We start from the raw sequence: 23,635 nt of genomic DNA, 5'->3' as shown, positions 1-23,635 counted from the left end.
ATGATTCCCCTTATTTACTAACAACTTTAGTATCTGTCGCGCCACCGATCACATCCAGCTTCATCTGCAAAGCCTGACGACCCGGACTTTTTTCCGACATTTTTTCCAAAGCTGCCTTGTATGCAGTCCGTGCGTCGTCGATTTTGTTTTGGGCTACATAAATATCGCCCTTGGCATCCAACACATCCGCTTCAAACTGAGCAGGGAAAGTGCCTGACAATTGCTTCATACCCTCTTCGTAGGCTTTCTCGTCGAGAGCGACGCCCGCCAGTCGAATCCTGGCCAAGGCCTTGTACTCTTCCGCCTTGGAAGTATCCGCGACCCATTGCAACTGGGATTTAGCCAGTTTCAGATCATTGGCTTCAAAAGCACTTTTGGCAGCAAGCAATGCTGCCATGGGCGCATAGGAGGTAGATGCAAATTTGGTTTTCAAATCTTCTGCAACTGCCTGTACTTTGGCACTATCTTTAGCAACAATGAATTTTTGCATTTCTTCATACAATTGCGATGCCTGCACAGACTGCCCTGTTTGACGCGAAGTCCAAGCATTCCAACCCGCATAGCTACCCAGGATAATGATCAAACCCCAGGTTGCCAGGTTGCCGTACTTTTTCCAAAGCGACTTGAGGTTATCCAGTTGCTCTTGTTCTTCTAAATTGTATGCCATAGCGTCTTCGTCTATCTATTCTATTAATTTAATCAAAATGAATTAATGATGTACATGATGGTGGCCTGGATCATCGCAGCAATCCGACTCAGCACTACCAGCGATTTGATCTACCAGGTAATCCACTGCTGTATCAAAGGGGACATTGACCTGATTATTTTCAGCGTCACCAGCACGCAATTCCTTGATACTCACTGTATTATTGTTCGCCTCATCCTCACCAATGATGACAGCGTAGGCAGCACCGCTACCATCTGCCTTCTTCATCTGTGACTTGAAGCTACCCACACCATTGGCAGTTGCGCAATGTAACACAACATCCAGACCAGCATCACGCAAACGTTCACTTAGGACCATGGCTTGCATTTGTGCTTCTACACCCTGATGCACCAGATAGACATCACACATTGCGGGTTGATGCACGTCGCCATTGGCTTTCATCAATTCCAGCAAGCGTTCTATACCCATGGCAAAACCACAAGCAGGTGTTGGCTTGCCGCCGAAAATACCAAACAAGGCATCATAACGACCGCCAGCACACACCGTGCCCTGAGAGCCCAAATCATCCGTCACCCATTCAAACACGGTACGATTGTAGTAATCAAGACCGCGCACCAGACGTGGATTGATGGTGAATGGAATGCTGTTATGACGCAAAATCTTTTGCACACCTTCAAAGTGCGCAAGGGATTCAGCCCCCAGGTAATCCAGCAATTTAGGCGCAGCATTCACCATCTCTTGCATTGCAGGATTCTTGGTGTCCAGAATACGCAGAGGATTACTCAGCAAACGTCTTTTTGCTTCGGCATCAAGAATGTCCTGATGTTGTTCAAAATAAGTGATCAGTGCAGCCTTGTGCTGATTTCTTTCTTCTGCATCACCAATAGAATTCAATTCCAGGCGCACATTATCCAAACCCAGATCATCCCAGAAGCGCTGGCACATCATGATTAGTTCTGCGTCGATATCAGGACCAGTAAAACCCAACGCTTCTGCACCCACCTGATGAAATTGACGATAACGGCCACGCTGCGGCTTCTCGTGACGGAACATAGGGCCGGTGTACCACAAGCGCCTTGGACCATCATAGATAAGATTATGTTCTATCGCAGAACGCACTACTCCAGCAGTGCCTTCCGGGCGCAAAGTCAGCTTGTCGCCATTCATGGAATCTTCAAAGGAATACATTTCCTTTTCGACGACATCCGTTACCTCACCCAAACCACGCGCAAACAGATTGGTAGGCTCAACAATAGGAGTACGGACTTGCTGGAAACCATAACTCTTCAATACAGATTGCACAGTATTTTCAAACAACTCCCATAACGGGGCATCATCCGGCAAAAGGTCATTCATCCCTTTCACACCGGCTATTTTTTCTGCTTTTTTTATTTCCGACATGCTTGCTACCTGATTTAATTATTTATTACGCCATGCACTGGTGCATAGTGACTCTTGACATATTCCAGCACGATGTCCTGAAACTCTTCTGCGATACGATCGCCACGCAAGGTAAGCGCCTTGGCGCCATCAATAAAGACCGGGGCAGCGGGTGACTCTCCCGTTCCGGGTAAACTGATACCAATATTGGCATGCTTGGATTCACCAGGACCATTGACGATGCAGCCCATGACGGCGACGTTCATATTCTCAACGCCTGGGTATTGGCTTTTCCAGACTGGCATCTGATTGCGCAAGAAGCTCTGGATATCGTCTGCCAGCTCCTGGAATACCGTTGAGGTTGTTCTGCCACAGCCCGGGCAGGCGATCACCATAGGAGTGAACTTTCGCAAGCCCATGGTTTGCAAAATCTCCTGCCCAACGATAACTTCTTTGCAGCGATCACCGCCTGGCTCTGGCGTCAGGGATATGCGTATGGTGTCGCCTATGCCTTCCTGCATCAGCACGGACAATGCCGCTGTTGAGGCAACAATGCCCTTACTACCCATACCTGCTTCGGTCAAACCAAGATGCAAGGGATAATCGCAACGCGCTGCCAATTCGCGGTAAACCGCGATCAAATCTTGAACGCCAGATACTTTGCAAGACAATATAATTTTGTCACCTGCCAGACCCAGTTCTTCGGCTTTTTGCGCACTCTCAATGGCAGAGGTAATCAGAGCCTGATACATGACAGCCTGCACACTCCAGGGAGTCGGACGCCTGGCATTATCATCCATGATGCGTGCCAGCAACGCCTGATCTAGACTCCCCCAGTTAACACCTATGCGTACCGGCTTATCGTAGCGACAGGCCATTTCTATCATTTGGGCAAACTGAGTATCACGTTTTGCGCCCTGCCCTACATTACCCGGATTAATTCTGTACTTCGATAACGCCCTCGCGCAATCAGGAAAGTCATTTAACAGTGTATGGCCGTTGTAGTGAAAATCACCTACCAGCGGCACATCTATACCCATCCTGTCCAGCTGCTCACGTATTGCTGGCACAGCCGCCGCCGCTTCCGCATTATTGACAGTGATGCGCACCAGCTCGGAACCGGCTCTCGCCAGTTCCTTGATCTGTATTGCCGTACCAATCACGTCTGCAGTATCGGTGTTCGTCATGGATTGCACGACAACAGGAGCACCACCACCCACAAGAACTTCACGGGTGCCATATACCACCTTGGCAGAACGGGATGCGCGTCTCAGCTTGGGACCAGAACCGATTTCCGATAAAAAATCCGTCATCATTACTTCACATTCATATTAATGACATTACTATCCTTGCCGGGCGCTATTTCCATGGACTTGCCGCGCAACCAGCCGTCCACACCAGCAGCATTACCTATCCTCAATTGCAAGGCTTCTTTCATGTCAAATACTTCTTCAGTACCCGCTTTCGCCAAATGAGAGGTCACAATACTGCCGTTTTCACGCTTGACCTGTATCCAGGAATCCTGCCTGAATTTCAACTTCAACTGGTTATTAGCAGAATCCGCAACCGGAGTTACCGATGGAACCAGAGGCACAACAGTTTGCGGAGCAATAACTGCATTGGAAGCCGATTGCTCATTCTCCGTCACTTGAGACTGACTAGCGACCTGATCACGCGCCTCTGGCTTAAAATCATTGACCGTCGCCACTACAGTAGGCAGCACTGGTGTAACTGGTTTTACAACGACAGTGTTAACTGGTGTCGGCTCAGCATTCTCAAGCATTTTTTCTGAAGCTACTTCCACTGGCTTTCCCGAAGTTTGCGAAGTCAGAAGATTTTTAAAATAGTCGCTCTGCTCCAGTTTTTGCACTACCAAGAAAATCAGAGCACATGCTGCCAACAAACCTGCACCAATAAGATATTTGCGGTTATTGCTGTCTTGCCGCCCAAGAAATGGTGTGCGCGACTCCATAAAAGGCGTGGCCAAAGTTGGGCGCATATCTGTCACCAACCCTGACAAGCCCACCTCTGCAGGCAAACAACTAATGATAGGTGCAGGGTCTAGCTTAAGGAGTTTTGCATACGACCGCACAAAACCACGCACGATCACCATTTTTGGCAAATCGTCAAACTGATTATTCTCCAGCGCACTGATTTGACGCTGAGATAGTTTGAGCTGATCAGCAACCTGCTGCAAACTCAGCCCCATTTGACTACGTGCAGCAGATAATTGTGAACCAGCAGTCTGCACAACAGACAATACCGTCTTGTGCTCAGACATCTCCGAAGGCAAGGGTTCAACAGGTAAATTCGCTCCCGCTTCACTCATCAAAAACTCCACGTTGATACTGAGACAATTCTTTAGAGTTAGGGTGACGGCGGCGTAATTGGGTACCCAAATTACTCACAGCAGCCTCATCCCCCAACTTCCTTTCAATTTTGATTGCCAACCATAAAACATCAGCAGCCAACACATCAAACTTCAATACGCGACTCATGTAAAACTGCGCTTGCTTATACTCACCGCGCTCATAGAGGATCTTTGCGAGGTTGGCGTTAATTGCAGGATTGGCAGGCTCCTCACGCAAACCTTGCATGAAGTAACGTTCAGCACCCATCGAATCCTTCATGCGCAAACTACACAGGCCAGCATTATTCAGTGCTTTACCTGGCGTGACGTAGTTGGGATCTTTGATTGCCTTATCCAGGTAAACTAGTCCCTGACTTTCACGCCCATTCAAACACAAGAAACGCCCATAGTTATTTCCTATGTCATTATTGCCCGGCGCGAGCTTTAAAGCATGGAGAAAATTATCTTCAGCCAATTGCTTTTCACCCATATCCATAAAAATCAGCGCACGTAAACTGTAAGCATCAACCAGATCAGAAGAAATTAGCAATGCCTGGCGAATTTCTTCCAGAGCTACTTTTTGCTGCCCCTGCTGGTAATAACCTATCGCCAACTGCATGCGTATGGCAGCACGTTTTTGAGCCTCTTGTTTTTCGACAGAAACATTTTCCTCTTGCCGCTCACCTTCCAGACGCTTGTTTGCACAGGCGGAAAGGGTTAATGCCAATGCCAGCAGCATACCCCGCAAAAAGTACTGACACATTTGAGAAATTTTCACTGAGTGATCTCCACGATCTTGCCAAAATTTTCACCAAACTTCTTTTGATATTCCGCCATCTTTTGCATGCGTTCTTGCACACGTGTTCTATCCTGCACTTCACCAGCCAATTGACCGCAAGCTGCATCGATATCATCGCCACGGGTTTTACGCGTGGTGGTCACAAGGCCCGCATCCAGCAAAATCTGGGCAAATGCTTTAATACGTGGATTGGCCGAGCGTTTCAGGCCAGATTCCGGGAAAGGATTAAAAGGAATCAGATTAAACTTGCATGGCACATCACGCACCAGCTCTATCAATTCCCGCGCATGGGCATCAGTATCATTGACGCCATCCAGCATGCAATATTCAAACGTGACAAAGTCGCGCGGCGCAAATTCAAGGTAACGCTTGCAAGCCGCCATCAACTCTTTCAATGGGTGCTTCTTATTCAGTGGTATCAGGCTGTCACGCAAAGCATCATTCGATGCATGTAGCGACACCGCCAACGCGACCGGGCATTCTTGCGACAGCTTGTCTATCATGGGCACAACACCACTGGTAGATAGCGTCACACGGCGGCGCGACAAGCCATAGGCATTATCATCGAGCATGAGACGCAAGGCAGTCACAGTTGGTTCAAAATTCAGCAAAGGCTCGCCCATACCCATCATGACCACATTGGTGATCTGACGTTCACCCTTAGGGCCAGGAGCAATACCTTTGGTCTTACGCAATTCAAATTCTGCCATCCAGAGTTGGCCTATGATTTCGCCTACGCTCAAATTGCGGTTAAAACCCTGTTTGCCGGTGGAACAAAAACGGCAATTCACGGCACAGCCAGCCTGAGTAGAAATACAAAGGGTACCGCGATTTTCTTCAGGGATAAATACAGTTTCTACCGCATTACCCTGGCCGACGTCAACCAGCCACTTTCTAGTGCCATCTGTAGAAGTATGGTCACTCATCACGGCGGGAGCGGCAATCATCGCTCGCGTTGCGAGCTTCTCGCGCAGGGATTTCGCGAGGTCTGTCATTTCATCAAACGAACGAGCACCAAACTGATGTATCCAGCGTTGCAATTGCTTGGCACGAAACGGCTTCTCACCCAAGTCACCGCAATATGCGACGAGCTGCGCTGGATCCAGATCCAATAAATTTGTGAGTACCGTCATGATCTTCTCTTTCGCACCTCATACAGCACCAGACTGTATGAGGTGTATATCTTAATTCTTTATTCTGTTACATGCAGACAAAGTCTGAATTAACGGGAATAAACGTTCAACGCTGGGAAGTAGTAAGCGATTTCCACAGCAGCTGTTTCTGGAGCATCAGAACCGTGAACAGCGTTAGCATCGATAGAGTCAGCGAAATCAGCGCGGATAGTACCAGCGTCTGCCTTCTTAGGATCTGTCGCGCCCATCAGGTCACGGTTTTTCAAAATTGCGCCTTCACCTTCCAGAACCTGGATCATTACAGGACCGGAAATCATGAAGTCAACCAGATCCTTGAAGAAAGGACGTGCACTATGAACAGCATAGAAGCCTTCAGCTTCAGCACGGGACAACTGCGCCATACGGGCAGCAACTACTTTCAGGCCAGCGCCTTCAAAGCGGCTGTAAATTTGACCGATGACGTTTTTTGCAACTGCGTCAGGCTTAATAATAGACAATGTACGTTCGATAGCCATCTAAAAACTCCAATAAAAAGAAAGGGTTAAGAAAAATTTCGAGAATTCATCTAACCTTAGATTTTACCACGAAACCACCATCCCAGATATGTCTTTCAAGAAATACAATTGATCGCAGACTGAAGCAATTGCGCTTTTAATATCTGAAACAAGGATTTCATTGCATTAAGGCAAATCCACTGCCAATTGCCAGCAATGACGCTCGATTTGCCACTGCAAAAAATCTAAATCAGATCAAAAACTGCCATGGATTCCACATGCGAAGTATGCGGGAACATATTGATAACGCCAGCGCTGCTGAGGCGGTAACCAGCTTGATTAACCAGCATGCCAGCGTCCCTGGCCAAAGTTGATGGGCTGCATGAGACATAGACCAGACGCTTGGGCTTTAACTCAGGTGCAATTTCGCCCAGATCAATCAACGCCTGACACACAGCCATGGCACCGTCACGCGGTGGATCAATCAAAAAGCGGTCAAATTTACCCAACTTCACGAAGTCTTGCGCAGTTATCTCAAACAGATTGCGCGTACTGAATGATGTTTTATCAGCCAGCCCATTATGTTTGGCATTTTCCAGTGCTCGCTCAGTCAGGGCATCACTACCCTCTATACCTACCACTTCTTTCGCAAGTGTGGCGATAGGCAGAGTGAAGTTACCCAGACCGCAGAACAGATCAGCAATACGCTCATCTTTTTGCACATCCAGCATACGTAAGGCACGCGCCACCAGTACGCGGTTAATATGATGATTTACTTGGGTAAAATCAGTGGGCTTGAAAGGCATTTTTACGCCAAATTCTGGCAATAGATAATGCAATTCACTGGTCGCAGGATAGTAAGGCGTGGCAGTCTCCGGCCCCTTGGTTTGCAACCACCACTGGACCTGATACTGATCTGCAAATGCCTTCAATTTAATTTCATCATCCTCGGTCAATGGCGCCATAATGCGCAAGACCATGGCAGTCACACCTTCACCTATGGCCAACTCGATCTGCGGCAAAGCCTCAACGATAGACAAAGATGCAACCAGACCTCGCAAGGGCATGAGCATGGCGGAGACATGTGCTGGCAAAATTTCACAGGCTTCCATATTCGCGACATAACGCGATTTTTTCTCATGGAAACCGACCAGTACTGTGCCTTTTTTAATGACGTGACGCACTGACAGGCGGGCACGGTAGCGATAACCCCAGGTCGGCCCGATGATGGGGCGCAGCATGATTTCGGACTTGACCTTACTGATGTGCCAGAGGTTATCTTCCAGCACACGCTGCTTCATGGCCACTTGGGCACTGGCATCCAAGTGCTGCATGGAGCAACCGCCGCAGGTGCCAAAAAATTCACACTTAGGCTCCACCCTTTGCGAAGACTCGCGCACCAGGCTCATCATGGTCGCAGCCTCCCAACTTGCCTTTTTTTTGTAGGTACTGAATTCCACCAATTCACCCGGCAGCGCGCCATCGACAAAGACCACCTTGCCTGCAGTGCCATCTTCATTTTGCAAATTACCGACGCCACGCGCGTCCATATCTAAAGAGCGAATTTCTATTGTATTCATGGAAATTGGCGGCGCGAGACATATCGCGCCGATAGGAATTGAGATTTAAAAGACGGAATTATAAGAGATGCGCGGATGCGCAACCCAAGAAATATGCGAATTGACGAGCGAATATGCCTTAAAGCACAGAATCACGCCCTACGCCACGTGAAGCAAACGAACGCTTGAGTTTGATCAGCGCCTCCTGCTGTATCTGACGCACACGCTCACGGGTTATCCCCATTTCATCTGCCAGGGTTTCCAAGGTTGCCGGATCATCATTATCGAGACCAAAACGGCGAACTATAACAATACGTTGCTTGTCAGGCAACTTTGACAACCAATCCCTGACCAGGATGGTCATTTCATGCTGCTCCGCGCGTATGTCAGGCGCATCGTCGCTGTCACCAGGCAACATATCCATGAGACTGGATTGAGGATCATTATCCAGTGGCGTATCGAGCGAAGTTGCGTGCTCGGACAAGGTCAGGATATCCTGCACCTCATCCACTGGCCTATCGACCAGCAAGGCAATATCTTCCAGCGCAGCATCCCTGCCATCACGCCTTTGCGATTCAAGATGGTACTTGGCTCTTAATATCTGATTCAATTCACGCACCATATGCACCGGCAAGCGTATGGTCCTGGCTTGATTCATGATAGCGCGCTCTATGCTCTGGCGTATCCACCAGGTTGCATAAGTTGAGAAACGGAAGCCGCGTTCGGGTTCGAATTTATCTATCGCATGCATCAAGCCGAGATTGCCCTCTTCTATCATATCAAGCAAGGCAACACCGCGATTAATATAGTGTTTGGCAATCGACACAACCAACCGCAGGTTGTGTTCTATCATCTTTTGTCTGGCTTCAAAATTACCCTGCTTGGCCAATGTGGCGTAATGTAGTTCTTCAGCCAAAGCAAATAAGGGCCGCGTGCCTATCTGGTTCAGATAATACTGGGTGGTATCGGTGGACAATTCTGCCGCCAATACATTTTTTAACTCATCTATGGGGGCAACAACAAGTGCTGCCGGGTCCTCACCCTGCTCGTCCTGCCCCTCCTGAGCCAGATCATTGGCTTCATCAGCCAAGTCTGCCGCATCTCCAATATCAGAAGATGAGTGCACATCTTCACCTGACGCATCCGCAGACATATCCGACTCATCGCTGATGGAAGAGCTTTCCAGCTTATATGTGCTTAAAGTGTTTTGCATAGTCTGAGCTTAGTTCACGAGTCCGGTATTTATTTCAGTCTGAACAAATTGTTTTTGAAAACGCCAATATCAATTCACCAACACTACTCTTACCCTCAAACCTTCAGCACAAACCAGAACCGACACCGCACTGCACACTGTCAATACACTTAGCGCGCAGGCAAATATCTGGCAGGATCAACTGGCTTACCCTGCACCCTGATTTCAAAATGCAGTTTCACTGTATCACTATCCGAATTTCCCATCTCAGCAATTTTTTGCCCCTTGCTAATCGACTGCCCTTCTTTTACCAAGATGGCCTTGTTATGCGCGTAAGCAGACAACAAATTACTGGTGTGTTTAATGATAACAAGATTACCATATCCACGGATGCCGCTACCGGCATACATGACCTTGCCAGATCCTGCCGCCAATATATCCTGCCCCAACTTGCCGCCGATGTCGAAGCCTTTATTCTTAACATCGTCAAATGTTGCGAGGACTTTACCGTCTACTGGCCACATCCATTCAACCGTCTCAGATTCTGTCGGTGCCGACTCTACTACTTTAACTGGAGTGATAGTTTCTGTTTTACTGGCTGGCACGGCGGCCGCTACTACAACATCACCCTTTTGCAACTCAGCAAGATTGGCGTCAGAAAACGGGCGTTTGTCGCCACGCGGCAAAGTTTTGTTGGTTGCAGGGTTGACTGCCAATGGCCTAACCTCTATCCCAGCATTGGAGGCAATACTCGAAGTTTGTGCTGGTTGACTGCCATCCGGAGGAGCGACACGCAATACCTGCCCCACTTTGATGTCATTCGGATTTTTTAAATCATTCCAAGCCACCAGATCGCTATAGCTCTGACCATGGTCAAGCGCGATCCTGTACAAACCATCACCTCGCTTGACGACATAAGTGCCACGTATACTGTCTGGTGCTTTGATAACTGGCTTGGCCACTTCGGTGGTAACAGTTTCAACCGGCCGGGACTCGACCCCACGCTCCACTACTGGCGCCCTGTTCGGCAAGTTGGTGCTACAGGCTGTCAAGCCTGCCAGTACGGTTACTGCAAAACCAGTTTGTAATATATGCTGTATTTTCTTCATTTCTTTTTTTTAATCCATCAAGTTCATTGTCTTTGAGAATAAACTTAAATTACGCCAGAATGCAAAGGAACAAAATGGCAATGTTCCAGCACTGAACTATTCCAATCATAGGTCGATACCCGCTCAATGAGTTGCAAAACCTGGTTGCGCCCACCGACCGGAGCAACCAGTCTGCCTCCCACCCGCAATTGTTTCAGCAAGGCTTGCGGCACTTCCATTCCTGCTGCAGCCAGTATGATACCGTCAAACGGTGCCTGATCAGGCAAACCTAGCATACCATCACCATAATGCAGCCTGATATTAGCGATACGCATAGGGCGCAAATTATTTTTTGCCAGTTCATGCAAAGCCTTGATACGCTCAATTGAATAGACTTCTTTTGCAATGACAGAAAGCACGGCCGCCTGATAACCACAACCAGTACCGATTTCAAGTACGCGCTCAAGTTTGCCACCATTGCGCATAATCTCAAGCATGCGGGCAACGATATATGGCTGCGAAATGGTTTGATGATGCCCAATAGGAAGAGAGGCATCAACATACGCCTGGCTGGCCATGCCAGACTCCAGAAAAAGATGCCGGGGCACCGCCAGCAAGGCAGCCAGCACAGTGGTGTCCTTGACACCTTGTTGTGCCACACGTGCCACCATCGCCCGTCTTACTCCTTCTGAAACCAATGGACCGGACAACAAGGATGGCGACAAACTACCTGAAACAGCGCCTTGAGGCAGATGCAACTCTTGCGACTTGGCCAACTTCGCTGCAGCAACACCATTCATGTGATGGGCTGCATTGCGCATCGCTGTTTGTGGCATGATAGTAGGCCTGTTGGTACCGCTACTTGTTTTGTCTTTTTGATTGACCACAGAAGACAAAGACAAAGGAAAACGTTTGTCTTTGGCCGTCATGCAAAATCCATATCCAAGTCAGCCAATTGCCGGGTATTGGTCAAATCTACCTGTAGGGGGGTCACTGACACAAAATGCTTGGTGGTTGCATCAAAATCCGTACCGGAGCCGACATCTCTTGCCGCCCCTGGAGGGCCTATCCAGTAGATATCCCTGCCATGCGGGTCTATCATGTGTATCACAGGCTCGGAAGTATGGCGCTTGCCCAAACGCGACTTGCGCACTCCCAGAATTTGATCAAACGGCAAATTTGGAATATTTACATTCAGCAAAAAAGGCCTGACAAGCTCAGGAAAACCACGCTTGACCATTTCCAGTGCGACATGCGCTGCCGCATCGAGATGCGCCCAGCCCTTTTCAGTTTGAGAAAAAGCAATTGCTGGTATGCCAAACAAATATCCCTCTGTCGCAGCAGCTACAGTACCGGAATACAAGGTATCGTCGCCCATGTTTTGCCCTTGATTGATGCCGGAGACGATAAGATCAGGCTTATCTTTCATGATGGCTGTCAGGGCAATATGCACACAGTCAGAAGGTGTACCATTCACAAAGTAAAACCCGTTGCTGGCACGCTGCACACTCAAAGGCCGGTCCAGCGTCAAAGCATTCGATGCGCCCGAGCGATTGCTATCAGGTGCCACCACAGTTACTTCGGCAATTGACGCCATGGCCTCAGCTAGCGCCACGATGCCTGGAGCCAGATAGCCATCATCATTACTGATCAGAATTTTCATGTTTTGTATTCTACCTGATGCTGAAATATAAATTTCTACAGAGAACAGATTTTTACGGCATAATCACAAAATCAAACGGTCGTACTATTTTATGGAGACATCAAGATGAAAGCTGTTGTTTGCAAGGAGTGGGGATTGCCAGACACTTTGGCGATAGTAGACTTACCAGATCTGGTACCAGCCCTCGGCCAGGTTGCCATCAATGTAAAGGCGGCTGGCGTCAACTTCCCGGATGTGTTGATCATACAGAACAAATACCAGTTCAAGCCTGAATTACCATTTACCCCCGGCAGTGAATTATCCGGAATCGTGTACGCGGTTGGTGAAGATGTCAGCCATGTCAAAGTCGGCGACAAGGTGATTGCTTTTATTGGCAATGGTGCATTTGCACAACAAGTAGTTGCTCCAGCCAATGCCGTCATGCCGATGCCACCGGGCATGGACTTTGATGTTGCAGCAGCGATCACCCTGACTTACGGCACATCCCACCATGCAGTTGTCGATCGCGCTCAATTAAAAGCTGGCGAAACCATGCTGGTGCTGGGCGCTGCGGGCGGTGTTGGCCTGGCAGCCATAGAAATTGGCAAAGCCCTGGGCGCACGCATTATTGCAGCCGCATCTACTGATGAAAAATTGGAAGTTTGCAAACAGCATGGTGCAGATGTCACCATCAATTACAGCAATCAGGATTTGCGTGAAGCCATCAAGGCCGCAACCGATGGCAAAGGGCCGGACGTTATTTACGACCCTGTGGGTGGGATATATGCAGAGCCAGCCTTCCGCTCAATAGGCTGGCGGGGTCGTTATCTGGTCGTGGGCTTTGCCAATGGTGAAATACCCAAGCTGCCATTGAACCTGACTCTGCTCAAAGGTGCTTCTCTGGTTGGGGTATTCTGGGGTGAATTTGCCAAGCGTGAGCCCAAAGCCAACCTGGCTGCCATGCGTGAACTGATGGGCTGGCTGCATGAAGGTAAAATCAAGCCGCACATCTCTGGCCGGTATGCGCTCAAAGACACGCCAGCAGCGCTTAATGATTTGGCAGCACGCAAAGTCACGGGCAAAATCGTCATACAACCCGAGAAGTAACTTTCCATATAGCCATACACCTCGTAATCGTGCGGGCGTCATACTTAACAACAAAGCCAGGGAAGCAGCTAGCGATTGCTTGCTGCTTCACCTAGCCAATAGCGGTTAATATCCTTGATACCCCATTTGGCTGCATCTTCACGCGTAGCTATCTTGTCATTCATGCCTGCCCTGGATAAATCGATAAGCTCAGGCGCAACATACGCCATGGATTTAACAGAAAAAAACACTCTGACTTTAGGCAGCAACAGGGACTTGCCCACTTGTTGCTCAACCACGACAGCCAAACGACCAGACTCCAGCCTGACCAGGGTACCGACAGGGAAAATACCTATACTCTTGACAAAAGCCTGGAATATTTTTTCATCGAAATGCCCCTTACTCCATTCTGCCATCTTGCGCAATGATTCTGCCGGACACCAGCCTTGCTTGTAGGGACGATCAGAAGTTATGGCATCATACACGTCACAAACTGCACCCATGCGGGCATACAAACTGATTTCATCCCCCTTCAAACGATTTGGGTAACCAGAACCATCGATTTTTTCGTGGTGGTGCAGGCAAACATCAAGGGCAACGGCACTAATGCCCTTAGCATCTTTCAGTAATTTATAGCCCGCAGCTGGATGCTCCTTGACAGAGACGAATTCAGCATCGGTAAGTTTGCCAGGCTTGTTCAAGATGTCGGCAGCCACCATCATCTTACCTATGTCATGCAACAATCCTGCCAGACCGGCCTCTCTCGCTTCTTCCTCAGACAAACCTAGCTGCTTTGCCAAGGCCACCATCAGTGCGCATACGGCGACCGAATGCATATAGGTGTAGTCATCCTTGGTCTTCAATCTGGCCAGCCCGATTAACGCACCCGGATTGCGCATCACGGAGTCGGCAATTTCTTCCACCATAGATTGCGCATTGTCAACATCAACCGCCTTGCCCATGCGCGCTTCATTAAACATGGAGAACACTGCCTGCTTGGATTTACTGACAATGGCAGAGGCACGCCCCAGCTCATCATCCATGGAAACAGCTGCAATTTGACGTGGTGCAGGTGCTGGTACAGTTTCGGGAACTGGCTCGGGTACAGGCTCAGGATCTGGTTTAGCTTGAAGTTTTACATCAGGCTCACCTAATACATCCAGGCCCTTGCTGACATCAATCCAGGCATGGCGAATACGGGTTGCTTGAATCTTCTTTAATTCTTCCGCTTCTGACAACATGAAAGACTTTTGCCAGAAAGGTGTGTCTATCCACGAACTACACAGCTCCTGTACATACATGCCAACCCTCAGCTGAGTAATTTCAATTTTCTTCAACATAGGCAGGATGTGGTTATGAATAAGGTGAACAGATCTGAGAGATCTGCCAGACAATTATTCTACAAAGCTGCTCAGCAAGCCAGAATTTAAAGCAGTATCTTACAAAATTTTTCTATCAGGCAATTTTTTCAAAAGTTCCATTGGGCGAAATAAAGCCTGCATAACACGATTAGCAATGAAACTTAAATTATAAGGATGCTCTGCACAAATTTGTTCATACGGCTTAGTTTCAGGCAGCGGCCGTATTTGTTCAGCTATTTTCCCCCACAAGACTAACACGGCAGGGGACTTCATGTGTGCGAGCTGGTGATGATATAACGCAGATAACACTGTTTGCAAAAATGGCTGCCATGCTTTGGCGTCTTTTGCTGGGGCTGTATCTTCACGAAAAATCAGGCTGGCATTCAGCAGCAAAAATCCCTGAGCAGCCAGATTTTGTTGCAATTCATCCAAAGTCTGTATGAAACCATTGCCTGGCTGGCGGGCCTGGTTGGCAACTGCAACCATAGCCTGTCCGGCTGTTGCTTCCTCCTGCAAATGGCCGGACGCAACCAGCAGCATTTTCATGAAATTGCGCAGAGAGGTCGCGCGGTTTACTTTTTTTGACAAGCCACCACCTTCTTCTTCCGACCACAAACTTTTTACCGCACCATCCATAAAACAGTAACCCGTTGCGCTTTCAGAACGGGGGTAAGGCCCCTCACCCATCAAGATGTAACGCACTTCATCCATGGGCATGGAAAATGCAGCAAATAATCTAGCTTGATTTGGCAGGCAGACAGAGTTCTTTAAGCCTGAAAAATAACTCGGATTGGCTGCGTGCACTTGTTGCAATCCAGCCTCCAAGACAGGTCGCCATGACGGATGCGCCTTGTCAATTGAGAGAAGCACATCTTCAGGACTATCGTTTTGCCACGCCATCTTTACTGACCACCCGGCATGGTTGCTGGCAGCGAAGCCGTTGGCATACCCGGGGTCACCATTGGGGGCGCTGGGCTACTCACAGGACCGCCAGGAATATCATTACGTTTTGGTGGTGGAAAAGCAACAGGTGCGACTTGTGGCGGCACCGTACCTGATGGATTCAAAGACGGGATTTGCACTGATCCACGACTCAACTCAGGCAACTGTGGCAAATCTACCCGGCGCATGGCACCCGATTCGGACACCATGACATATTGATCATGCACTTCCTTAAGGATCACACCGGGTGCAACTTCCTTATTCATCGCAACTGCCAATGCTGGCTTGCCATTGGCACTGATGATAGCAAGACTCTGTTCAGTTCTTTTCGCTAGGACGATACCTTTTAACTGGTAGTTAGTTGCACTGGCTTGCATGACCTGGCTGGCGCCAAATATGCCACCCCACTGCCCGGCTCCAGGCTCATAACTGCCTTGCTGAAAAACAGCAGCGACTGCCCTGGCCTGTGGCTTGAACAGCCGCAAACCCCAATAGCTCAGGGACGCACAAAGTGCGACAAACATGAGAAAAGTCACAAGGACAGGTAAGCGTTTCATTTTTATCCTTTTTAGCGTACCAACTGATTTATTTCTATGATGGGCATCAACACAGCCAATACGATGAGCAAGACGACGATACCCATGGTCAATATCAATACAGGCTCCAGCAAACCAGCCATGGTGAGAGCCCTTCGCTCAAGATCCTGCTCTTGCGTATTTGAGGCACGTTCCAGCATGGCAGGCAGTTCACCTGTTACCTCACCTGCGCGTATCATGTGTATTAACATGGGAGGGAAATGCTTGTGAGCTGACAAGGCACGCGCCAGACTGACACCCTCCCTGACGCTGGCCGTTGCTTCTTCCACCTGGGCGCGCATGGCAACGTTCGAGAGAGTTTCGCGACTGGTTTGCAATGCCTGCAAGATGGGTACGCCAGATCCTGTGGTAATCGCCAGGGTACTGGCAAACCTGGCTGTATTCAGGCTACGTTCAAATTTGCCATACAAGGGCGCACTCAATAGCCACCGGTGCCAACGCATCTTAAAGTCAGGATTACGCAACGCCAGCCGCCACAGAGAAAAAGCAGCAACTGCTAGCAAAGCCACAATCCAGCCATAGGCACGCACAAAGTCAGAGATAGCAAGCATCACCAATGTCAGGAAAGGCAATTTCTGCTTGGTGTTGGCAAACACGGAAACTATTTGCGGCACCACATAAGTCAGCAGGAAAATCACAATCGCAAAAGCCACCACGGTCACAATCGCCGGATAGGTAAACGCCAGCCTGACCTTTTGCACCAGCGCATTACGTCTTTCTATGTAATCTGCCAGCCGCGACAAAACACGCGACAAATGACCGATATGCTCGCCCGACGACACCAGCGCACAATAAATGTCAGCAAAGTCGTTGGGGTGTTGCTTCAGCGCATCAGATAGTGAGTTACCGGCCATGACTTCTGAACGTATTGACCCAACCAGGTCGCGTACATAAGTTCGCTCCGCCTGCTCCAGCAAGGCTGACAAGGATTGCTCCAGAGGCAGCCCGGCTTCCAGCAGGCTCGATAGCTGTCGTGTAAATAAGGCGATTTCCACTGTTGACAAACGATCGCCAAAAAAGACTGCCTTGCGCTTACCACCCGCATCCATCTGGTTGGCGATAGACTCAACGCTGACCGGCACCAGTCCCTGGGCACGCAAATCACTGCGTGCCGACCTGGCACTGTCTGCATTCAACACACCTTTGCTGGTATGACCTGCAATATCAACCGCCTCATATCGAAATGCTGGCATGCCTCTATTCCTTCGTCACGCGCAGTAACTCTTCTGGTGTAGTCACACCAGTTTTCAGCCAGCGCTGACCGTCTTCACGCATGGTTTTCATGCCGTCTGCCTGTGCCGCAATACGTATTTCTGCTTCGGCTGCCTCATGATGTATCTGGGCACGGATGGCATCGGTAGTTTGCAATAACTCATAGACACCTACACGCCCCTGATAACCGGTATGACCACAATGTTCACAACCGACTGCATGCCATGTACCTTCTTTTTCAACACGGCAGTGAATACAGAGTTTACGTACCAGCCGCTGCGCCACGACACCCAGCAATGAAGAAGACAACAGGAAGGGTTCTATACCCATGTCCAGCAAGCGTGTAACTGCTGCGGCAGAGTCATTGGTATGCAGCGTCGCCAGTACCAGATGGCCTGTCAGTGAGGCCTGCACTGCAATTTGCGCTGTTTCCAGATCACGTATCTCACCTATCATGATGACATCAGGATCCTGCCGCAAAATTGCGCGCAAGGCTTTGGCGAAGGTCATTTCTATTTTTGCATTGACCTGCGTCTGACCAACGCCAGCCAGCTCGTATTCAATAGGATCTTCTACAGTCAAAATATTGGTGGTACCGGCATTTACCCGCGACAGGGCCGCATACAAGGTCGTGGTCTTGCCAGAACCCGTTGGACCCGTCACCAGCACGATGCCGTGCGGTTGCGCAATCAACTTGTCGAATTGAGTCAGCACATCGGTACTCATACCCAAATGCCCCAGGTCCAAACGCCCCGCTTCCTTATCAAGCAAGCGCAGCACAGCGCGCTCGCCGTGCCCTGTTGGTAAAGTCGAGACCCGCACATCAACGGGCTTGCCACCTATGCGCAAGGTAATACGTCCATCTTGTGGCAAGCGTTTCTCTGCGATATCCAGTTGCGCCATGATTTTGATACGCGAGATCAGGGATGCGTGTATGGCTTTCTTGGGACGCACGACATCGCGCAAAGCACCATCAACGCGAAAGCGTACTACAGAAATCTGTTCAAACGGTTCAATATGGATGTCCGACGCGCCATCGCGCAATGCCTGTGTGAGCAGTGCATTGATCATGCGTATCACGGGTGCATCATCGGCCGATTCAAGCAAATCTTCAATAGCTGGCATGTCCAGCATGAGCTTGGCCAGATCAAGATCAGACTCCACCTCACCCACTACATCGGCTGCATCTCCACCAGAACCAGCGTAGGCCTTGGCAATAGCCTCTGCCAATTCAGCATGTGGGAGCATCAGTAGTTTGACTTTACCAAACTTGCGCCCGACTTCAGATATCGCTGCTGATGGTGTCATCTTCGAAATCTGGATTTCAACAACACCATTGACAACGGCATTGTCCCTCACAGCCAGCACAGAGAAATCTCTGGCAAATCCATAAGGCAATAAACGATGATCAAGCATGGCTTATTTGCCTTCCTTGCCTGTGGTCGCTGCCTTTTCTGGCGAGATTACCAGGGGGGTGGTCAACAGTCTTCCTTTTTCCGAATATGGCAGCAAATTATCAGTAGCGCCATCTTTAGAGGGCACTATCTGAGTGCGCATGTAATCATAGCGATCTACGGAAATATTATTGCTTTGTTCAGCATTGCGTATCACTGTGGGACGCAAAAACACCATCAGATTGGTCTTGGAACGCTTGCTGGTCTGGTACTTGAACAGGTTGCCGATAATTGGCAAATCACCCAGGCCAGTGACTTTTTCGCCGCCATCAGTTGTACTATCTTCAATCAAGCCACCCAAGGCAATAATCTGGCCGTCATCCACCAGTACATTGGTCGTGATGGAACGCTCCTTGGTAATAATACCTGCGACATTGGTTGTATCATCCACACTTGATACTTCCTGATAAATAGCCAGTTTGACTGTGCCACCTTCAGAAATTTGCGGCTTGATCTTCAGCTTTAAACCTACCTGTTTGCGTTCTATGGTCTGGAACGGATTGACACCTGCCGAGCCACCAGAGCCGGTTGTGAATTGACCAGTAATCAAAGGCACATTTTTACCAACAATGATGTTTGCCTCTTCATTATCCAGGGTGACTATATTTGGTATCGACAAGACATTGGCATTGCCATCTGTCTGCAACACCCGTGCTAACGCACCTAGCCCCAATTGCCCATTGATCTGTTTGAAAATACCCAGTGACAAGCCAGCGCCTGGCAGTACAGAACCTGCCGTGGCGGCATTGCCAGCGGCCAGATTAAGCAAATTATTTCCCTTGGTAGAGAATGAAGTGCCGCCACCTATGCGGTAATTACTGGTGCTGTCACCTGACAAACCCATCCATTGCACACCCAGTTCGTTTGACTTATCGGCACTCATCTCCACGATCAGTGCCTCTACATAGACCTGGGCACGGCGCGCATCAAGCTGTTCAATCACTGCACGAAGATTGCGATAGACGGGTTCGCTGGCAGTGATAATGAGCGTATTCGTGGCCGCATCAGACTGGATGTAACCAGCAGCACCACCGCCGCCAGAACTATTGCCAGTGCTGCTATTGCTGAACGAAGGCATGCTGCTCTGTGTGCCTCCAGACGTGTTTGCAGCTACCGGACTGTTCGTACCATTGGCAGCACTGCCAGCATTAGAAATATTGCTGCTGGAACCACGTGAGGAAGATGTATCGCCCGTAACGATGGACCGCAAGGTTTGCGCCAGCTTCTCAGCCTCGGCGTTCTTCAAATAAACCACATGCACATTGCCAGGCTGCGATGTTGGCTGATCGAGTTTGGCAATCAGAGACTTGATCTGGTTTGCTTTGGCAACTGAAGATGCACGTACCAGTATGGCATTTGAACGGGGGTCAGCCAACAATACAGGCTTGGTAGGATCAGCACCACTAGCGCCTGCATCGATCACTTTGGAAACCATGGCGGTGATATCGGAAGCGATTGCATGTTTGACCAGGATGACATCCATATCGGTCGTGGCTGGCACATCCAGTGCCGCGATGATCTTGTTCAGACGCTTGATGTTATCGGCGTAATCGGTGATCACCACGGTGTTATTGCCGGGGTTGCCATTAATCGTATTATTGGGTGAAATAAGAGGACGCAAGATGGTCACAATATTCGCAGAAGACTCATAATTCAATTTATAAATCTGCGTGATGACCTGGTCACCCTTGGCTGCTTCCGATCTGGCAGATCCCGCATTTTGAGTCGGACCAGGTTGTAGCTTGGCGTCTGACTCTGGCACTACCTTGGAATAACCATCTGCAGTCACAACAGAAAAGCCTTGCAGCCGCAAAGTGGAAGTCAGCAATTTAAAAGCCTGATCCTTGGTCAGCGGCGTCTCTGACACTAGATTGATCTGTCCCTTGACTCTGGGGTCGATGATGAAAGTCACACCGGTATAGTGACCTATCGCCTTGATGGCCGATTCTATATCTGCACCCACCAGGTTGATGTCTACCGTATTCTTCGACGGATCCTGAGCCATGGCCATGGGTGCCAATAGAAAGCCCGCAGTCAATAGTGCTGCACCAGTCAATGCAGACAATTGCTGGATAGGTTGGCGTAGCGAATTTCTTGTCATGGCGACCCTGTGCTTTAATGGAAATGTTTTCATTTGAACTCTAACGCAATTACATCTTTTTCACCGTCATTACGACGCTGCCCAAGCAAATTCAATAAATTTGCCAGCCTTGCTTCTTGTCCTGCTTCTGCCCATGCCTTGCCTGAAAACTGGAAACGACCATTCGTCATTTTTCCACTTCCTGCCAGCATCATCGGGCCTTTCATCGTTAACAACTGCATGTCTGCATCTGTTCCACGCAAATCAAAGGCCATCTGGTAACTTCCCAAAGGCTTGATCGGCGACAGGCGCGAAGCCATTTCTGCCATTTCCAGTTGCATATGCCCAGTCATACTCAGTTGCGCATTCTTGCGCGAAAAAAGCAACTCATTCCAGGACAAATGCAACGAGCCTGTCGGTCCTATAGTATTCAATGGCGCTCCTAACCCTTCCAGACGCTCTGGCGGCAATAGCAACACCGATGGACTGACTTGCCACTGACTGAAGTTTCCGGCAATCTTGACAGGTGCAGATAAGGCCGCGGGATTCTCCAGTTCTGCCTTGATTTGCCCCAGCATCAGTATGGGTGAAATTCGCCATTGAAAACGCCCGGGAAACAAGGGCGTCACCGGGCCAGTCTTGCCAGCAGCCACACCAATAAATGCCGAACCCTGCCAAAAACTGCCTTGCACATCACCCAGGCTCAATCTGCCCTGGCTTTGTTTCTCCACCACCAAACCCAACCAACTGGCAGGTAAAAACATGACCACAGTGACGATAACGCTCAAGATCGCAGCAAAAATCCATGTCAGACGTTTTGAAATTAACATCGTTCGATCCTGGACTCAGGGAGCATTTCTTTGTTGTCTCAACGTCAAAGTCGCACTCACCTGGCCATTTTCCAGCAATGCGACGAGTTTGGCTTCTTCCACTGTCAATCTGGATGCCTTTTGCATCTCCACCAGGCTCTCCATCAAATTGGCATAGGCAGCCGCTGGAATTTGCAAGCGCACCAAATCATCGCTGACAGCGACAGTCTGCGCCTTGATAGCGCGCCTGCCCAACACAGCCTCAACTTGCTCGCGGCTTACAGGGGGGATGAACTCAGACAAATTTGCCGTCAAACCAGTTTGTTGTTTACTCAGCTCGTTAATTTCTGCCAATTGCTGATTCAAATTTGGCAGGGACTCGCTTAACTGCTTTCGACCGTTCAGGGCCGGAGACAGAAAAAAACCATAAGTGATGGCGGCCATGATAAATAAGGCGCAAATCACCAACATTTTGCGTTCGCGCTCAATGCGGCCTTGCCAGAATAAATTAAACTGCTCTTTGACTGCGCTGAACATCAGTTCTTACCTCCGGTGGTAATACGCAAAGCCCCATCTGTCGAGGTGCTGATTTTCATGGATTGCTCTGCCAGCGCAGAACGCAGGGCATCCATGGGAATTTGTACATTGGGTTTAGTCCTGACGAACAGTGATCTGTCCTTATATTCGATGGAAGCAATGCCGCCCGGCACGCCTGCCCTGTCCCATACCTGTGAAAACTGCGCTGCCATGACGGCAAAATCATTGACTGCAAATTGTCCAGCAGCACGCTTGGCGATATTGACCTTTTGCTGCATTTGCTTGAGTGGGTCAGAAATGACCGTCTCTTTTGGATAGGTATTCCTGAATACCTGAATCAGCGCATTTTTCTGTTCTTTTTCTTCACGCTTCATACTGAACCATTCCAGATTCAGTGCCAGCAAATTAACGACCAACAAGCCTACTCCCAAACGCAATGGCCAGCGCCACTTGGCCCAATCAAAACCGCTCATATGCTCAGCGGCAACCCCGGTCATCAAATCAGGTGTTGCCGGGCTGACGCCCGCCACTCTGTTGATCCAGCTCACAGACATGACAGTTATCTTGTCTTCGAGATCGTCGGTTTTCAAAGCCTGCTGACAAGCTTCCACTGTACCTGCAGGAACATAGGCAGCAATTTTGGGATTGGTGCTGAGTTGCGCCAACATGGACAAGGCTGCTGCTACACTAGTATTTTCCAGGCTTAAACCCAGGCCATGCTGGACACCATCACGCAGGCTTAACTCCAAGCCCTCATCATTTTCATCGATCAGGGCCGACGCGGTCAGGCTTGACACATCGAAAGCAAGTGCCAATTGTGCCGGGTAGGCAGAGAATTTTTTCAGTGGCCAGTCTTTTACCCGTTTTGCCAGTCCTTCCAGCCAGGATTTATCTGTGACAGCGACGGTAATTTCGCCATTAAGCACATCGCTACTGACCAGCACCAGATCAGCGGGATCAGAAATCAGCTGATCTTCCAGTAAATTGGGTAAAGCCTGTTTCAGTTTGGCGGCCGACATGGGCGGCACTTTAGTTGTCAGTAAACTGGTATCACTAGCAGCCAGAATGAAAGCTACCTGCTTGGCAGCGAGAGCCAGAGACTTCAATTCATGCAAACTGGACTGACCTTGTTGTTGCAGGCGCCCCTCAGTTGAAATCAAGGCAAAGGCCAACGCCTGAGCAGACCAATCAGGTCGATTTTGTGCCGCCACTCTGGAGGGCAAAGAGATATACAGTGTGCTTGCCATTTTCTAT

22 protein-coding genes are annotated in these 23,635 nt (G+C 49.3%); 1 reads left to right on the top strand and 21 read right to left on the bottom strand.

Annotated elements, in window-relative coordinates; translation table 11 throughout:
- Positions 1–10 precede the first annotated feature (10 nt).
- The 12 genes from H8L47_RS16295 to surE form a co-directional block, all read right to left on the bottom strand.
- Complete coding sequence (locus tag H8L47_RS16295) at positions 11–667, bottom strand: YfgM family protein (RefSeq protein WP_186954644.1); 657 nt, start codon at positions 665–667, stop codon at positions 11–13.
- Between the two features lie 42 nt (positions 668–709).
- Complete coding sequence (hisS, locus tag H8L47_RS16290; protein WP_186954643.1) at positions 710–2,068, bottom strand: histidine--tRNA ligase; 1,359 nt, start codon at positions 2,066–2,068, stop codon at positions 710–712.
- A gap of 14 nt (positions 2,069–2,082) precedes the next feature.
- On the bottom strand, positions 2,083–3,360 hold the full coding sequence (ispG, locus tag H8L47_RS16285) for a flavodoxin-dependent (E)-4-hydroxy-3-methylbut-2-enyl-diphosphate synthase (protein ID WP_186954721.1): 1,278 nt from the start codon (positions 3,358–3,360) through the stop codon (positions 2,083–2,085).
- Between the two features lie 2 nt (positions 3,361–3,362).
- A complete protein-coding gene (locus H8L47_RS16280) occupies positions 3,363–4,376 on the bottom strand; it encodes a RodZ domain-containing protein (RefSeq protein ID WP_186954642.1) in 1,014 nt (337 codons plus the stop codon).
- Entirely contained in the window at positions 4,369–5,175 is an 807-nt protein-coding gene (gene pilW, locus H8L47_RS16275) for a type IV pilus biogenesis/stability protein PilW (RefSeq protein ID WP_186954641.1), read from the bottom strand. The genes H8L47_RS16280 and pilW overlap by 8 nt, the downstream gene beginning before the upstream one ends.
- Positions 5,172–6,332: a 23S rRNA (adenine(2503)-C(2))-methyltransferase RlmN gene (rlmN, locus tag H8L47_RS16270; RefSeq protein WP_186954720.1), complete on the bottom strand. Its 1,161-nt coding sequence runs from the start codon at positions 6,330–6,332 to the stop codon at positions 5,172–5,174. Before rlmN ends, pilW begins: the two co-directional genes overlap by 4 nt.
- 86 nt (positions 6,333–6,418) lie before the next feature.
- Positions 6,419–6,844, bottom strand: a complete 426-nt coding sequence (gene ndk, locus H8L47_RS16265; RefSeq protein WP_110253161.1) for a nucleoside-diphosphate kinase — start codon at positions 6,842–6,844, stop codon at positions 6,419–6,421.
- Positions 6,845–7,068: 224 nt separating this feature from the next.
- A complete protein-coding gene (rlmD, locus tag H8L47_RS16260) occupies positions 7,069–8,403 on the bottom strand; it encodes a 23S rRNA (uracil(1939)-C(5))-methyltransferase RlmD (RefSeq protein ID WP_186954640.1) in 1,335 nt (444 codons plus the stop codon).
- Between the two features lie 118 nt (positions 8,404–8,521).
- A complete protein-coding gene (gene rpoS / locus H8L47_RS16255; protein ID WP_186954719.1) occupies positions 8,522–9,535 on the bottom strand; it encodes an RNA polymerase sigma factor RpoS in 1,014 nt (337 codons plus the stop codon).
- Positions 9,536–9,744: 209 nt separating this feature from the next.
- The gene (locus H8L47_RS16250; protein ID WP_186954639.1) at positions 9,745–10,683 is read right to left on the bottom strand and encodes a peptidoglycan DD-metalloendopeptidase family protein; all 939 of its coding nucleotides are present in this window, start codon (positions 10,681–10,683) and stop codon (positions 9,745–9,747) included.
- A 44-nt stretch (positions 10,684–10,727) separates the two neighbouring features.
- Positions 10,728–11,591, bottom strand: coding sequence for a protein-L-isoaspartate(D-aspartate) O-methyltransferase (locus H8L47_RS16245; protein WP_186954638.1), 864 nt, complete (start codon positions 11,589–11,591; stop codon positions 10,728–10,730).
- Positions 11,588–12,325 (bottom strand): 5'/3'-nucleotidase SurE, encoded by a 738-nt coding sequence (surE, locus tag H8L47_RS16240; RefSeq protein ID WP_186954637.1) that lies wholly within the window; start codon positions 12,323–12,325, stop codon positions 11,588–11,590. Before surE ends, H8L47_RS16245 begins: the two co-directional genes overlap by 4 nt.
- Positions 12,326–12,430: 105 nt before the next feature.
- Here surE and H8L47_RS16235 point away from each other — a divergent pair, with 105 nt between their 5' ends.
- Positions 12,431–13,411 carry an NADPH:quinone oxidoreductase family protein gene (locus H8L47_RS16235; RefSeq protein ID WP_186954636.1) on the top strand — a complete coding sequence of 327 codons (981 nt, stop codon included), beginning with the start codon at positions 12,431–12,433 and terminating at the stop codon, positions 13,409–13,411.
- Between the two features lie 68 nt (positions 13,412–13,479).
- On the opposite strand, the gene H8L47_RS16230 is transcribed toward H8L47_RS16235, so the two are convergent.
- From H8L47_RS16230 to gspL, 9 genes are all read right to left on the bottom strand, one after another.
- Positions 13,480–14,730 carry an HD-GYP domain-containing protein gene (locus H8L47_RS16230; RefSeq protein ID WP_186954635.1) on the bottom strand — a complete coding sequence of 417 codons (1,251 nt, stop codon included), beginning with the start codon at positions 14,728–14,730 and terminating at the stop codon, positions 13,480–13,482.
- A 99-nt stretch (positions 14,731–14,829) separates the two neighbouring features.
- Entirely contained in the window at positions 14,830–15,555 is a 726-nt protein-coding gene (locus tag H8L47_RS16225; protein ID WP_329605459.1) for a uracil-DNA glycosylase family protein, read from the bottom strand.
- 98 nt (positions 15,556–15,653) lie between these two features.
- Positions 15,654–16,250, bottom strand: a complete 597-nt coding sequence (locus tag H8L47_RS16220; RefSeq protein ID WP_186954633.1) for a type II secretion system protein N — start codon at positions 16,248–16,250, stop codon at positions 15,654–15,656.
- 11 nt (positions 16,251–16,261) lie between these two features.
- Positions 16,262–17,482 carry a type II secretion system inner membrane protein GspF gene (gene gspF, locus H8L47_RS16215; RefSeq protein ID WP_186954632.1) on the bottom strand — a complete coding sequence of 407 codons (1,221 nt, stop codon included), beginning with the start codon at positions 17,480–17,482 and terminating at the stop codon, positions 16,262–16,264.
- A 4-nt stretch (positions 17,483–17,486) separates the two neighbouring features.
- The gene (gene gspE / locus H8L47_RS16210) at positions 17,487–18,917 is read right to left on the bottom strand and encodes a type II secretion system ATPase GspE (protein ID WP_186954631.1); all 1,431 of its coding nucleotides are present in this window, start codon (positions 18,915–18,917) and stop codon (positions 17,487–17,489) included.
- A 3-nt stretch (positions 18,918–18,920) separates the two neighbouring features.
- The gene (gene gspD, locus H8L47_RS16205; protein ID WP_230413778.1) at positions 18,921–21,089 is read right to left on the bottom strand and encodes a type II secretion system secretin GspD; all 2,169 of its coding nucleotides are present in this window, start codon (positions 21,087–21,089) and stop codon (positions 18,921–18,923) included.
- Positions 21,086–21,865, bottom strand: a complete 780-nt coding sequence (gene gspN, locus H8L47_RS16200) for a type II secretion system protein N (RefSeq protein WP_186954630.1) — start codon at positions 21,863–21,865, stop codon at positions 21,086–21,088. The genes gspD and gspN overlap by 4 nt, the downstream gene beginning before the upstream one ends.
- A gap of 15 nt (positions 21,866–21,880) precedes the next feature.
- Complete coding sequence (gene gspM / locus H8L47_RS16195) at positions 21,881–22,381, bottom strand: type II secretion system protein GspM (RefSeq protein WP_186954629.1); 501 nt, start codon at positions 22,379–22,381, stop codon at positions 21,881–21,883.
- The gene (gspL, locus tag H8L47_RS16190) at positions 22,381–23,628 is read right to left on the bottom strand and encodes a type II secretion system protein GspL (protein WP_186954628.1); all 1,248 of its coding nucleotides are present in this window, start codon (positions 23,626–23,628) and stop codon (positions 22,381–22,383) included. The genes gspM and gspL overlap by 1 nt, the downstream gene beginning before the upstream one ends.
- Between the last annotated feature and the right edge of the window lie 7 nt (positions 23,629–23,635).

It is taken from the genome of Undibacterium umbellatum, from assembly GCF_014284125.1.
Taxonomy (GTDB): Bacteria; Pseudomonadota; Gammaproteobacteria; order Burkholderiales; family Burkholderiaceae_D; genus Undibacterium; species Undibacterium umbellatum.
The sequence above is the reverse complement of the archived record's forward strand: the minus strand, read 5'-3'. Positions and strand labels throughout refer to the sequence as shown.

Coding starts and splice junctions, on each gene's coding strand:
- H8L47_RS16245 (WP_186954638.1), bottom strand. CDS start 11,591: ATGACGGCCAAAGACAAACGTTTTCCTTTGTCTTTGTCTTCTGTGGTC.
- rlmD (WP_186954640.1), bottom strand. CDS start 8,403: ATGAATACAATAGAAATTCGCTCTTTAGATATGGACGCGCGTGGCGTC.
- gspN (WP_186954630.1), bottom strand. CDS start 21,865: ATGTTAATTTCAAAACGTCTGACATGGATTTTTGCTGCGATCTTGAGC.
- gspM (WP_186954629.1), bottom strand. CDS start 22,381: ATGTTCAGCGCAGTCAAAGAGCAGTTTAATTTATTCTGGCAAGGCCGC.
- rpoS (WP_186954719.1), bottom strand. CDS start 9,535: ATGTCTGCGGATGCGTCAGGTGAAGATGTGCACTCATCTTCTGATATT.
- H8L47_RS16235 (WP_186954636.1), top strand. CDS start 12,431: ATGAAAGCTGTTGTTTGCAAGGAGTGGGGATTGCCAGACACTTTGGCG.
- H8L47_RS16280 (WP_186954642.1), bottom strand. CDS start 4,376: ATGAGTGAAGCGGGAGCGAATTTACCTGTTGAACCCTTGCCTTCGGAG.
- gspD (WP_230413778.1), bottom strand. CDS start 21,089: ATGAAAACATTTCCATTAAAGCACAGGGTCGCCATGACAAGAAATTCG.
- ispG (WP_186954721.1), bottom strand. CDS start 3,360: ATGACGGATTTTTTATCGGAAATCGGTTCTGGTCCCAAGCTGAGACGC.
- H8L47_RS16220 (WP_186954633.1), bottom strand. CDS start 16,250: ATGAAACGCTTACCTGTCCTTGTGACTTTTCTCATGTTTGTCGCACTT.
- gspE (WP_186954631.1), bottom strand. CDS start 18,917: ATGCTTGATCATCGTTTATTGCCTTATGGATTTGCCAGAGATTTCTCT.
- H8L47_RS16230 (WP_186954635.1), bottom strand. CDS start 14,730: ATGTTGAAGAAAATTGAAATTACTCAGCTGAGGGTTGGCATGTATGTA.
- gspF (WP_186954632.1), bottom strand. CDS start 17,482: ATGCCAGCATTTCGATATGAGGCGGTTGATATTGCAGGTCATACCAGC.
- ndk (WP_110253161.1), bottom strand. CDS start 6,844: ATGGCTATCGAACGTACATTGTCTATTATTAAGCCTGACGCAGTTGCA.
- hisS (WP_186954643.1), bottom strand. CDS start 2,068: ATGTCGGAAATAAAAAAAGCAGAAAAAATAGCCGGTGTGAAAGGGATG.
- gspL (WP_186954628.1), bottom strand. CDS start 23,628: ATGGCAAGCACACTGTATATCTCTTTGCCCTCCAGAGTGGCGGCACAA.
- surE (WP_186954637.1), bottom strand. CDS start 12,325: ATGAAAATTCTGATCAGTAATGATGATGGCTATCTGGCTCCAGGCATC.
- H8L47_RS16250 (WP_186954639.1), bottom strand. CDS start 10,683: ATGAAGAAAATACAGCATATATTACAAACTGGTTTTGCAGTAACCGTA.
- H8L47_RS16295 (WP_186954644.1), bottom strand. CDS start 667: ATGGCATACAATTTAGAAGAACAAGAGCAACTGGATAACCTCAAGTCG.